Annotated in this window: 9 protein-coding genes; 3 read left to right on the top strand and 6 right to left on the bottom strand. The window is 57.4% G+C overall.

Annotated features, from left to right (window positions below):
* Positions 1-72 precede the first annotated feature (72 nt).
* The 6 genes from ABD931_RS16245 to ABD931_RS16220 all read right to left on the bottom strand — a co-directional run bounded on the left by ABD931_RS16245 (position 73) and on the right by ABD931_RS16220 (position 9,831).
* Positions 73-4,245 (bottom strand): two-component regulator propeller domain-containing protein, encoded by a 4,173-nt coding sequence (locus ABD931_RS16245; protein ID WP_345268867.1) that lies wholly within the window; start codon positions 4,243-4,245, stop codon positions 73-75.
* Between the two features lie 236 nt (positions 4,246-4,481).
* Positions 4,482-4,736 (bottom strand): T9SS type A sorting domain-containing protein, encoded by a 255-nt coding sequence (locus ABD931_RS16240; protein WP_345268866.1) that lies wholly within the window; start codon positions 4,734-4,736, stop codon positions 4,482-4,484.
* A 152-nt stretch (positions 4,737-4,888) separates the two neighbouring features.
* Positions 4,889-6,139: an asparagine synthetase B gene (locus ABD931_RS16235; RefSeq protein WP_345268865.1), complete on the bottom strand. Its 1,251-nt coding sequence runs from the start codon at positions 6,137-6,139 to the stop codon at positions 4,889-4,891.
* 205 nt (positions 6,140-6,344) lie between these two features.
* Entirely contained in the window at positions 6,345-6,938 is a 594-nt protein-coding gene (locus ABD931_RS16230; protein WP_345268863.1) for a MiaE family protein, read from the bottom strand.
* A gap of 4 nt (positions 6,939-6,942) precedes the next feature.
* The gene (locus ABD931_RS16225; RefSeq protein WP_345268862.1) at positions 6,943-7,815 is read right to left on the bottom strand and encodes a DUF1835 domain-containing protein; all 873 of its coding nucleotides are present in this window, start codon (positions 7,813-7,815) and stop codon (positions 6,943-6,945) included.
* A 51-nt stretch (positions 7,816-7,866) separates the two neighbouring features.
* Positions 7,867-9,831 (bottom strand): putative porin, encoded by a 1,965-nt coding sequence (locus ABD931_RS16220; protein WP_345268861.1) that lies wholly within the window; start codon positions 9,829-9,831, stop codon positions 7,867-7,869.
* Positions 9,832-10,185: 354 nt separating this feature from the next.
* Here ABD931_RS16220 and ABD931_RS16215 point away from each other — a divergent pair, with 354 nt between their 5' ends.
* The 3 genes from ABD931_RS16215 (at position 10,186) to ABD931_RS16205 (ending at position 13,137) form a co-directional block, all read left to right on the top strand.
* Positions 10,186-11,448, top strand: a complete 1,263-nt coding sequence (locus ABD931_RS16215; RefSeq protein ID WP_345268859.1) for a caspase family protein — start codon at positions 10,186-10,188, stop codon at positions 11,446-11,448.
* Between the two features lie 63 nt (positions 11,449-11,511).
* On the top strand, positions 11,512-12,117 hold the full coding sequence (locus ABD931_RS16210) for a hypothetical protein (protein WP_345268858.1): 606 nt from the start codon (positions 11,512-11,514) through the stop codon (positions 12,115-12,117).
* A 12-nt stretch (positions 12,118-12,129) separates the two neighbouring features.
* A complete protein-coding gene (locus ABD931_RS16205; protein ID WP_345268857.1) occupies positions 12,130-13,137 on the top strand; it encodes a hypothetical protein in 1,008 nt (335 codons plus the stop codon).
* Positions 13,138-13,142 lie beyond the last annotated feature (5 nt).

Here is a 13,142-nt window from a genome sequence, read left to right as displayed (position 1 = left end):
GGATTAATCTATGTTGCAAGTGTAGCGGTACGCCTTCAGAAAAAAGGTGGAGTTATGTGCGAAAAGGTGGAGTTATGTTCGGTTCTCATTTTTTTGGCGGAAACTCCCCGGTGTTTCCCCGTATTCTTCCAGAAATACCCGGCTGAAGTACTTCGGGTCCTCAAAGCCAACGGCATAGGCAACTTCCGATACCGTCAGCGCCGTCCGGCTTAGCAGGTCCTGCGCCCGGCGCAGGCGCAGGGTCCGCAGGTAGCGACTCAGCGACATACCCGTCAGCGCCCGCAGCTTGCCGTGCAGGCCAGAGCGGCTCATACCCATGGTTTGACAAATCTCCTCCACTGTAAGCTCAGAATCGCCCAGCCGCACGTCGAGTGTGCTGCGCAGCCGCCGAATAAAGAAGTTTTCGGTCTGCTCACCCGCCAACTCCATGGGGTTGGTGTCGGCCGGCTGTCGAGCAGCGGACAGGGCCGGGGCCAATGCCACCTGGCTGTAGTAGAGCTGCAGCAGACGCCGGGTCTGCAACAGGTTACTCAGCACCACCAGCAACTCCTCGCGCTGGAACGGTTTCACCAAATAATGATCGGCCCCGCGCCGTAATCCGGCAATGCGGTCGCCCACGGCAGCCCGGGCGGTGAGCAGCACAATAGGGATGTGGCTGGTGCGCTCGTCGTTTTTCAGGGTGTCGCAGAGCGCAAAGCCGTCTTTCACCGGCATCATCACATCGCTCACAATCAGATCCGGTATATGCTCCAGGGCGGCATCAATACCGGCCTGCCCGTTTCCGGCATGCATCACCTGATAGTCGGCCTGCACACAGGTCTGGATGTAGGCAGCCACGTCGTCGTTGTCTTCCACCAGCAGCAAGAGGGGCCTGTCGTCGACCTCTTCCGTCACCGTTTCTATCCAGGCGTTGCGGTCGGGGCTTACAACCAACCGTTCAGGATTCTGACGGGTATGTGCGGGCACATTATTTAGGAATACCTCTGGCCCGGCAGATACCCCGGCCTGTCCATCCGTACGGAGCAACGGCAGGCTGACCACAAACACGGAGCCCTCGCCCGGCCGGCTCCATACCGCCAATCCCCCGTGCATCAGGCTTACCAGTTCCCGCACAAACGCCAGCCCAATGCCGGTACCTTCCGCCTGCACTGTCGCCTGATTTTCTCCCGGATGGTCAGACTGCCGATAAAAGCGGTCGAAGATGCGCGGCAGACCAGCCGGCGGAATGCCGGGACCACTGTCGCTCACGCGAAGCTGTAGCCAGGGTCCGTCGAGGTGGGTCGCCGGGGTCAGTTCCTGGTGGTAGCCGGCCGGCAGCAGCGCATTCCGGTCGGGTTCTACCCGGACCTGACAGGTTACCTGACCGCCTTTAGGGGTAAACTTGACGGCGTTGGTCAGCAAATTGGCCAGCACATCCTGCAGCTTGTCTTTATCAATGTCAGCTTCGTAGGTAACCGGTTCCAGCACAGTCTGCAACGATATGCCTTTCTGACGGGCCAGGGAGTGAAACGACTCGACCACGTAAGCCGTAAACGGCACCAGGTCGGTGCGTTCCAGCTTCAGGCCCATCTCCCCCGCTTCGAGTTTCGAGAGGTCCAGAATCTGGTTGATGAGCCGCAGCAGGTTGCGGCCGTTGGACTCGATTAACTCAGCCACCTGCCCCAGCCGCTGGGGCGGCACCTCGCCCTTCAGTTCACCGGCCATGCCCAGAATCACCGTCAGCGGGGTCCGGAACTCATGCGAGATGTTGGCAAAAAACCGCGATTTGGCCTGATCCAGTTCCTGAAGGGCCTCGGCCTGCCGGGCAATGGTTTGCTTATCCTGCTCAATGCGGGCCGTCGCCAGCCTGATCTGGGTTTGCAGCCGTTGCTGTTCCTGCCGGTACACCCAGTTGCGCCGGCGTGCCCAGCCCCAGACGCCCGCTACCGCCAAAGTGCCCAGCAGCATCAGAAACCACGTACGCAGGTAAAACGGCCGCGCCACCGTCAGCGCGAACTGGAGCGTGTTGGCCGACCACTGCCCGTTGGCCGCCTGCGCCCGCACCTGTAGTTGGTAGTCGCCGTAGGGTAGCTTGGTCAATCGCAGCGTCGGTTCCGGCTGCGTCACCCAGCCCTCGTCCAGGCCCACCACCTGGTAGGCGTACACGTTGCGGTTGGCATCGTCGAAGTTCAGAAAGGCCACCTCCAGCACACTGACGGCGTCGCCGGGCGGAATCCGGATGCGGCCCGATTGCTGCACCTCGGCGGTTTTGTCGACCATTTTTCCCTGTGCGGGATCCAGTTGCCGGAAGGCCGTGAGGTACAGCGGAGGGCGCTCCGGCTGCTTTTCGTTCTCGAAATCGCGGGGGTCGAAGCTGGTGATGCCGTTCAGCCCGCCGAAGTAAATCCGCCCGTCGATGTCCTGAAAATGGGCGATGCGGTTAAACTCCACGTTGGTAATGCCTTCTTCGACCAGGTAGGTCCGGGTGGTCTGGCTGCGGGGGTCGAACCGCATAATGCCGTAGTCGCTGCTGAGCCAGAGGTCACCCCGGCGGTCGGCGTACACGGCATAGATGTTGTCGTTGGAGAGACCGTCGGCGCGTCGGATGGTGCGGGATTGTCCGCCGGCGCGGTCCCAGCACACCAGCCCCCGGTTGGCCGTCGCCAGCCAGTACAGCCCGTTGGGGTCTTGGTAAACATGCTGGATATTGTCGGCGGGGAGGTGGTAGGGACCCTTCCCTCCGCTCCAGTAGCGGGCGGTAATGCCCCGCCGGGGGTCGACGGTGTACAGCCCCGTGTTGGCGCAGACCCAGAGGGTACCCTGCCGGTCGGGGGCAATGTGCAGTACATGCGCTTCGGCCAGTTCAGGGAAGGCATTGTAGTGAGTGAAGACCGACAGCCGGCCGGTTCCGGCGTCAATCAGCCGCAGGCCCCGCTCACAACCGCCCAGCAGGTGGGTATCGCTGTAAGCATACAGCGTCCAGAGATTATACTGGTTATCGACGGGGGACAGTCTCACCGAAGACCGACTGCCGGCCGAATCGGCCCGGAGCAGATGCCCGTTGGCACCGGCATACAATCGTCCCTGCCGGTCCTGCGCGAGGGCATACATGGCCGCGTAGTTGGGCCTGGTGTAGATCGGATCGACCTGTTTTCCGGACTTGTCGGCTTTATATAGCCCTTTCCCTTCCTTGTTAACATACAAGTGGTTGCCGATAACCCGAATACCCCGAATGGCCGGTGTCTCTTCCGAATCGCCCGGATTGTAAAACAGCCGCCGGAAACGACTGGGAGCCAGTTTAACCTGACTGACGCCATAATGATTGGCCAGCCAGATTTGGCCGGCACGATCCGTATAAATAGCCCCCCGCCCACCTATCCGGGTATAGCCCTGTTTGGCGAGGTCCAGTACTACCCCCTTCCGGGGATCGATCAGGCGGGCATTCTCCCAAATCAGTCCTGTAGATTCGAGGTAGATGGGTATGGGCACCCGATACTGAGTGGCGTCACCCAGCAGTTCGTTGGCGTATTGGTGGCGGTTACCCTGTTCGTCGATACTGTAGATAGCCCGGAAGGGAAAGGGGGGTGACCCCGGCTTTTCCACGTAAAAAAAGGGGGTCGTGGGGTTGCTGCACCCCATCGTCGACGACAGGAGAATGTCTGGATGGTCGTACTGCCGGCGCACCTGCCCATCGGGCGTCAGCTCCGCCATGAGGTGATCGTCCACGATGGCCCATACCGTGTTGTGGTTGGTTGCATGGACAACGGACAGCGTGTTGGCCCTGGGCAGCACCACCCGCCGGAGACCGGTCCTGGGGTGGTACGACAGCAACACGGCGGGAGTCTCTCCCCCCGACAGGAAGATGGTTCCCTGCGGACTCGCCACCACCTGCAGGCTTTTACTCCATTGTTGTACGGGTAACCGCTGCCCAAACTGCTGCTGGAAGGTCGTAGCCCGCTCGGTCTGCGGATCGAAGATCATCACCTCCCAGGGCGGCTTCTGCATCCCCATTAGCCAAAGCTTTCCGTCGGCATCCTGGGCCATGAACTGAATATCGTCAAAGGCAAAGCCGTTGCGTTCCTGATTATAGGTCGTAAAGGTTTTCCCGTCGAAGCGGCTCAACCCACCTTTCGTGGCAAACCACATAAATCCCTGCCGGTCCTGCAAAATAGCGTTCACCTCACGGTGGGCCAGCCCCTGCTCCACTCCATAACGCTGCACGGAAACCGCGTAAGGCGACCCACCCGGCTGGGCCTGAGCCAACATCCGGCAACAAAGCAGAAGTGTGATAACAAGGACTGAGCGTTTCACAGTTGACTACCTGGTAATTTCTGATTATCTGAAACTTGCAGCAGGCTAAATATAAACAGGAAAAGCGTGTCATGGCCACTCAACTTTAATATGATTGTTTTGTACTATGTATAACTGCTAAACAGGAGGGGTTTCCCGGTCTTCATGCCGGGAAACCCCTCCTGTTATCGCCTGTATGCAGTAGGCTCTGATCAGCGTTGCTTGAGCACCCGCTGTCGGCTGAGCACACCCTCCGCCGTTTCAACCTGCAAGAGGTACAGCCCTTCGGCCAGATGGCTTACCGGGGCCTGCAACTGCCCCACGCCGGCCACCGGCCTGACCACCCACTCACCCCGCATCCGGCCCTGCACATCGTATAGATGCACCGTCGCCGGCTGAGACAGCCCCCGAATGCTGACCCGTAGCAACTCCGTTATCGGGTTGGGATGCACGACCGCCTCCACCACCTCGGCCCAGGCCGCTGCCGGCTCTCGGGTGTTGCAGGCCCGGGGTGTGAAGCTGATTTCCACTTCGGTGTAGCCGCCCGAGCTGAGGTTGCGCTGGCGTGCCCGCAGTTTCAGCTCCCGGCCGATATGATTGCTCTCCAGCACGGAGCTGCCTACGTCTTCCGCTTCTTCTTCCGGGCAGACGGAAAGAGCACGTTGTTGAGGATGAGCCGGTAGCCGGGCGAGTGCGGGTGCAGGTTCAGGTCGGTGGGGTTGCGGAAGTTGCCCCGGATGCCTTCGGGGTCGTGGCCACCGTAGAAGGTCCATTGGCCGTTGCCCATTTCGCCGTAGATGTAGCGGTCGGAAGTTTTGCTGGTACCCATCACCAGCACGTTGGGCTTAACCGTTTGCTTCCGGAAAGCGGTTGTCTGCCCGTGAAACTCCTTGATGATGTTCTCGTGGTTTTGGGTCAGCATGGCCGGGATCACATCCCACTTGGCCGAAAACTCGAACAGGGTGAAGTAGCTGCTAGGTTCGTCGTAGCTCCAGCGGCCGGAGGCACTGTTGATGTCGGAAAAAGACATACCCCGGTAGCCGTTGTCCATGTCCAGCGTAAAATTGTGGAAGGCAAAGGTCTTGCTGAAATCCAGCTTCGACTGCGCGTTGGGGTCAACGCCATCGCCGTCGAACTGACTATCCACAATATCGACGCCCTCGGCGGCCAGGGCAATATCGAAGGTTTCGGCCCCGGAGCACATGGCAAACAGGTAGCCGCCACCGGCGCAGAAGCCTTTGATGCCTTTGGCCACCGCCAGCTTCATCTGCGAGACTTTGGCGTAGCCGAACTTGCGGGCAATATCTTCCTGCGCTTTCAGGTCGGCGGCCGACATGCGCCGGATGCTGCGGCCAAACTGACCGGTAAAATCTTCGTGGTGCAGGTGCAGCCAGTCGTACTTGGCCAGGTCGCCCTTCAGAATTTCTTCGTCGTAGATGACTTCATAAGGAATTTCGGCGTAGTTGAGCACAATTAGCACGGCATCGGTATTCTCAAACTCCGAGGGGCTGACCTTTATGGGGGAGTACACGGCAATTTTAGCGGCTTTGAGCAACTTTACGGCGTCCATATTGGCATCCGGATTGGCAATCTGCCGTAAAATACCGTTCGCGTTTGCGTCGGATATGATTTCGCAGCTAACACCTCTGACCCGGCACTCCCGCTCAAAGGCCTGGTTGTGTTTGAGCATGAAACTACCGCCCCGGTAATTGAGCAGCCAGTCCAGTTCGCCCCCTTCTTTCAAAATATGGTAAGCGATACCATAGGCTTTCAGGTGATTGGCCTGCTGTTCGTCCATCGGGATAAGAATATAATTAGCCCGGCCCACAAGGGCCCATAAGACCAGCAATAGGGTAAGCGTTGCTTTCATAACCCGTTCCGTTTAAGCCGTTTGTGTAATAACCAATAAAGAAAGCATCCTATTGCTTAAATCTATGCAAAAATCGACGGTTCAGGCAAAGAAGTCTTCAGAATGGGAACTTTGGCCGATTAACTGATGGGTTGAGTGGCCCCGGATTGTAAATCCGGGTTGCGATAATCTTCCTGCCGGATTTGCAATCCGGGGTACGGGTGCGCTAATGCATCCGATCCCCCCGCACGGCCAGGGTCGCCATGATTTGGGCTTCGGTGTCGAGGAGTTCTTTCCAGCGGGTTCGGGCGCGTTCTTTGCCGCAGTATTCTTCGGCCAGTTCAATAAAGGTACGGTAGTGGCCGGCTTCGGAGATCATCAGCTCGCGGTAGAATTTCCGCAGGCCTTCATCGGCGATGTACTCCGACAGCAATTTGAACCGCTCGCAGCTCCGGGCCTCGATCAGGGCGTTCAGCAGCAGCTTTTCCATGAGTTGCTCCAGGTGGTTGCCGGACTTACGGATATGCTGTTGCAGGGCATGAACATATTCATCCCTCCGTTTGTGACTGAGTGGAATATTGCGCTTACGCAGCTCCTTCAGCACCCGCTGAAAATGCCCCCACTCCTCGGCCACCACCGGCGTGAGCACCTCTACCAGTTTTTCTTTTTCGGGGTACTGCACAATGAGCGAGATGCACGACGAAGCCGCTTTCTGCTCACAGAAAGCATGGTCGATCAGGATTTCGCCGATGTTCATTTCGGCAATGTTCACCCAGCGCGGGTCGGTGGGCAATTCCAGTCCTAACGTTGTTAAAGACATACCGCTATCGTTCAACAAAACTCAATAGGTCTTCCGCCCAGCGCAGCCGGGATTCCGGGCCGATTTCGTAGCCGCCCACCCAGCGGGGCGTTGGGCGTAACCCGGCGTTCATCTGGCGGATGTACTGCGCCACCGACCAGTCGCCGATTCCATACACCCGGTCCTGTTGCAGAAAGTGCCCGACCAGTTCAGACTCCGTCAGCGACGCTTGGTTTTGGATGGATATTAATTGTCTTTCGATAGCATTCAGGTCGGTCTGTTGAGCCGGAAATCGCCGGAGGTGATTGAGCAGCGCGGCTTTCAGGTAGCGCAGCTTTCCAAAGTCTGTACTCAACAGGTCAATCAGTTTATAAGGATCGGTTCCGGCATACGCCTGCCACACCTGAGCCGCTACGGTCAGTTCATGTGCGGTGAGTGCTTCCGCGCTGGGATAAAGGGCCGCTAATTGCGCACCGGACAGTTGCCCCAACCCTTTAAAATCCGGCACCTCCGGGTGATGGTCGATCGACACCTGCTTCAGCGTTACCGGTCCCAGATCCACCCGTGCAAAGCAGCCCAGCAGAAACACCAGGTTGATCTGGCAGAACAAATCCTGCTCAAACCAGAAAATTACCTCGTCGTAATCGGCGTATTGGCAAATGCGTTCAAACTCCCGCACGACCTTCTCGTCGTAGGTCTCCTCCGCCGGCAAGCGGTCGCCAAACTGCGCCTGAATCCAGTTCCGGCGAATCGACCAAAATTCTTCATCAGACCGCACATCGGCCTTCACCGGTCCTTCCGACAGCATTTCGCGCCAGACCGCTACATCACCCCGCAGCCCGGAATGCCGAAAGCCGTGGAGGGTAGCGTCACCATTAAGAATGTGGAGAATTTTCATACCAGATTAAGTCTTTTATACGGGGACACCCGCTATCTCACTCTTTCACTTCTAGTCAAACAAATACCAATGCACCCCAAAGCCGAAGGTACGGCGCATCTGGAGAAAGCCGGGGGCCACATAATAGCCCGGCACAAACAGGCCCTGGTTGGCGTGCGACATTTTGACGAACAGCCGCACGCGGTTGATGCGAAGGTTAGCAAACACATCGGCCAGCAGGTAACCCTCCACCGCCTGGTCGTTTTGCAAATGAAACTGCTGCATCACCGGCATGTAGGCATCGGCAAAGTACCGTGACTTGTAGTGCAGCTCCACGCCGGTCTGGATAAACAGCACTTTGGCGTACAGGAAATCGTAGGCAATCCGGGCGTTCAGGAACAGCCTCGGCACCCGCAGCAGATCGCCCCGCGAGACCAGCGTATAATACACCTGGGTCAGCGCCTGGAACTTACCCGTCCGGTACTGCGCACCCAGCCCCGCCCGTAGCATACTGAAGGCTCCGGAAAACTGCCGGGCCGTAGCCTGCGTATCGAAATAAATATAATTGTTGATCAGGTAATAATCCAGCGCCGGCTGAAACCGCCACTTCTTCACCCGCAGGTTCAGCATGCCGTAAGCGTGGTTGGTGCCCTGCAGGCCGAAGTTGTTCCGCCAGAAGAAGTTGTTACTCTGGAACCGCTCCTGAATCAGCGTCGGCGAGGAGAAGATGCTGCGGTACCCGGCCGTAAACCAGCGGCTTTCCAACTGCCCCTCCAGCCGGAAATCGCGCCCGAGCAGGTATTCCACCTCCGCCGTCACCCGCGACGTACTATCCGGAAAGTAGTAGCCCAGCCACAGGCCCACAAAGTTTTCGAGCCGCTGTATCCGGTAAGTATTGAACGTATCATCCGGCGAATCGTTGTAGCGGCCGTTCTGGCGGTAAAACCGCTGCCGGTAATAAGCCCGGTAATTGAAGCCCCGGTAAATGCCTTTCAGCCCAAAATTATTTTCAATCTCCCGGTAGCGCACATCCTGAATGGTTTTGGTGCTGTCGTACAGGATGGTCGGATAAAACGGCCGGAGGCCCTCCGCAGCCGACAGCGGCCGGTCGGTGCTGATGTTCTCGTCGGTGAAGCCGTTGATGTGCCGGCGGTAGTCGAGCCGGTGGTATAGCTGAAACCCCTGGTCGAGCACATACTGGTGGTAGAGGTGCCAGTCGTTGCGAATCTCCCGCGTGCCGGCCTGGTTGAGCCGGGCCCGGCCTTCGTAGTCGTACCGGACCCGCACCGTGTCGAAACCCACCAGCTGAATACCCGGCAGCAAACCACCCTGATCGGCGACCTGATGGTTCATGTGGTTAAAGTGCAGCAGCAGGGTGTATTTGTCGTTTTTTGAGCGGTAGTTGGTATGGCCCAGAAAACCCCAGTTCTGGGCCAGCAGCCGGAGCGGATCGCTGGTGCCGCTGGTGCCGAACTGTTTTTGTGAGGTAAACCGCTGCACGTTAAAGCCCACATTCCAGCGGGAGGTAATGTTCTGGGCCATGTCAAAATTGAGCAGGTTCTGATTACGGCCACCCAGCACCAGATACATATTGGTAAACGGCGATTTCGTGTCGTAGTACCGCACCTGTGGGGTCTGGTAGGCATAGGGGGCATACACATAATAGCCGGGCTGGGCCCCAATCTGCGCCGGCTCCTGATAAAACACCGGCCGCATAGGCGTACCCAGAGCCCCCAGATCCTGATAAAGGTTATCGTTCCGCTGCACAAAGTTATACATATGCACACCGTCGAACAGGGTATCTATGGTATACAGCCGCTTCCGGTTGTTGAACACATCCGGTTCCAGAAAAAAACGGGTGGTGGTAGGGCCGTAAATTACTTTGGTCGAGTCGTCGATGCCTCCGCCCGATCCGGAGCTGCCCGGCCGGCCTCCCCCCTGCGGCAGGCGGGGCATATTGGGAAACTGAGCGACAGCCGCTGTAGTGTATCCGAAGCAAAGAAAAAGCAATAAGTATCGCAGGTGAATTTGTTTCATCGGCCCAAAATTAACCCAAAAACGATGGAAAGCCGCCGGGGTTCTGTAACTACGAATTTACCGGCCACCCTATTGCCCTCTTGCACACTATTATGGCCGACCGCCGAAGCTGCGGTTGCCAGGCCGTACCAACTGGTGTCAGAATCGGGCGATAGCCCTGACAACCCCTAATTTTCCTTAGGAGAAATACCAAAATGTAGGTATAGGTTGACCAGTTGCCGGTAAATAATTTTACCAGATGGTCAAATAACCCGCTTACAGCCTGTTTACCCGCCGATTGCCAAAAAAATCCGGGGCGTATCCTGATAACCTTGTGCGTGTAACAGCATCAATGGACGTAAACCAAAAACTCATATGCGATCGATTGTTCTCCTGCTGGTCTGTTGCCTGTGTCTGACGTCGCTGCGGGCGCAGGACAAGCCGCTGTTCCACGTCATTCTGGTGGGTGCCACCGAAGATAAAGTCCTGGCCGGTGCCTGTCAACTGGATATTGTCAACGTCCACGACCAGTTTCGCACCATTGCGGAAAGTATCGGGTACACCTACAAGCCCGGTGCCCTGGTAAAAGAGTATTTCAGCAACGCGTACATTCAGTCGCTGGTGACCGGCCTGAGCTGTGGCCCCGACGATATCATCGTGTTTTATTATACCGGCCACGGCTACAACCTCAGCCAGTATGCGGGTAACTTCCCCATCATGATGGTCGATACCACCGGAGCCGGTAACTTCCCCTTGATGCTCATTCACCAGGAGTTGCTGAAAAAAAAGGCGCGTTTCTGCCTGACTATCGGCGACTGCTGCAACCGGGTTGTCGACGAGAAACTACCGAAAGACCGGTCGCTGGTGAAAGGTGCCGACTGCAATCCGGCAATTTACCGCCAGTTGTTTCTTCAGCAACGCGGGGGCGTCATTGCCAGCAGCAGCAAACGGGGGCAGGTATCGGGCGCGTCGCCGGGTGGCAGCTTTTACACCTGGGCCCTGCTGGAGTCGATGAATTATGCCTGCCATTATAACGAACAGGTTACCTGGGACCAACTGCTCGATGATGCCCAGAACCGGATGCGGAAGAACATTACGGCCGCCCGCCTGAGCAAACAGCAGTCGATTTATGAGCTGAATCTGGCGAACCCGGTTGCGTCGGCCGCTACCCCGGACCGGTTGCAGCCTTCTGCCGCCGATACGAGTGTAGCCGTACAACCCGAAGCCTCCCTGGGACCGCCCCCCAGTGCCGCCATGCAGACTACGGTGGCCTCCTCCGGTCAGGCAGCTACCCCTGCGCCACCAGCCTCGCCCGCAGCCGCGCCAACCCAGCGGCCTGATTTCAGCGACGTAAACAACTTCCTGAATAGCCTCGCCGATGAATCGCTCAGCTATCAGGAACGGACCTCACGGCAAACGCAGGCCAGCAATTTCTTTGTCCACAACGCCAAGGTGAGGGTATACGTCAACACCACCCAGGTTGCGCAAATGCCGCTCGAACAGCTCATGAGTCGCTACTCTTTGCTGGCAACCAGCATCCGGCAGATTAACGTTGTGGAGCGGCTTTCCAAATTAGATCCCTCGGGCCGCTTTTATACCGAAGTAGCCGTCCAGGAAATCTGGCATCCCGTCAAGTAGTCATGTCCGCCATAGCCCTTGTCAATCACGTGCGATAATCAGGAACCAAACCCGATGATACCCATGAAATTTCTGTATATCCCCGTACTGCTCGGCCTGCTCCTTGCCGGCCTTTCAACGCCCACCAGGGCCGGCCATGCGCCCGCTGCACCGGCTGATACACTTAGCCTGGACGAATTAAAAGACTTCGGCGAAGAGGCCAAAACCCGGATCAGAACCTTTGTCGATTACCTGGGCATCATAGCGGATAAAAACCGCCCTTTAACAGAACGGAATGAGGCCATTCGGACTGCCCTACAGATGTTCAAAACAGATGATGTTAAAGTCCAGGTTTCCAACATCAATACAGGGACAGTCAACGTACTACCGCTGCGTCAGTACCTGGAAAAGATTAAATCGCTGACCTACGATAAAGTGGAGATCACCAATTTCGAAAGTGTACGGCTTAGTAAATGGGAACAAAACGCCGATGGGTCCTACCAGGCTACCGGGATTTATTTCCAGGAATTCAAGGCCTGGCGAAATGGCATTCCGGTCTATAACGACAAAACAACCAAAAAGATTGACGCTGATCTGCGGGTCCGGGAAGACCCGTTCTACAATGAAAAAAACTGGATGGTTCTGTTCGGAAACATCACCGTCAACGCCACCGAACGGGTCTACAAATAAGCCTCCCTGACCATGACCTTCTGGTACCTGTTAACGCACCTCACCCTCATGCTGACGACCCGGCCCCTTACGCCCGGAGCCGGCCCCGGCGCCCGGCTCTTTATCCTGGCCGATACGCTGCCGGTGGCTACAGTACCGGACTCGCTCGCCCGAACGGTGGCCGAGCCGGACAGGCAGCCTTACCTGCGGGTAGTTGAACGACCGGCCGAGTCCTTTATGATTCACCGCATCTCGTTTGTGGGCGATTTTCTGGCCCGGCTGAACTACCAGGAAACCCCCACGCAGCAGCCTTTCGATTCGCTGAGCCGGCTGACGTATCCCCGCGACCGGTACATCCGGATGCTTTTCAACGAAGACGATCCGCGGTTGAACCCCCGCTCAGACCGTTACAATCCGACGTACCGACTCCTGGCCGACGAGTTTGTGACGACGGTCACCACCGACACGGCGGCTGTTTTTCTGCCGAAAAATACCGAACAGCTATTCGGTGAGGTAGAGTACGCTGTCCTGTACCGCAACACGCCCCAGAAAGTCCGCTTTTATCTGAAAAGGCACCAGACGGGTTCAACGTACGCCTGGACGCTGATTGACGCCGAAGCGCCTTTTCTGAAGAACGCAAAAACAGATACCCTGCCTGCGGCTTTGCCCAAACGGGATACCACCGCCCGCTACCTCAGCTCCGAAACCCACGAAACACAGTTTCTGACCCTGTATAACGAACTGAGCAGCCGGAAGAACTTATTGACGATTAGCCTGGAAGGGTACCCCGTCAGCAAAACCCTCAGCCGGGTGGCCAGGGCCTTCCGGGACGGCAGCCTTAGCGTGCAGCAGACGCAACAGGTTCATCTGTATCTGGATGTCCGCCAGGGGTGGGTGCTGAAGCTAACCGATTTTCACCGGGAGAAAGACAATGCCGGCTGGCTGATTACCGACCTCTACAATCCGGCCTTCCGCATTTTGCTGCCGGCCCCCATCGACCGGTACCGGCAATGGGCCGTAACCGCTAAAAAGTCAAACTGACCTTG

The organism is Nibrella viscosa (assembly GCF_039541875.1).
Classification (GTDB): domain Bacteria; phylum Bacteroidota; class Bacteroidia; order Cytophagales; family Spirosomataceae; genus Nibrella; species Nibrella viscosa.
Note: the sequence above shows the minus strand (reverse complement) of the source record. Positions and strands in the feature narration are given on the sequence as shown.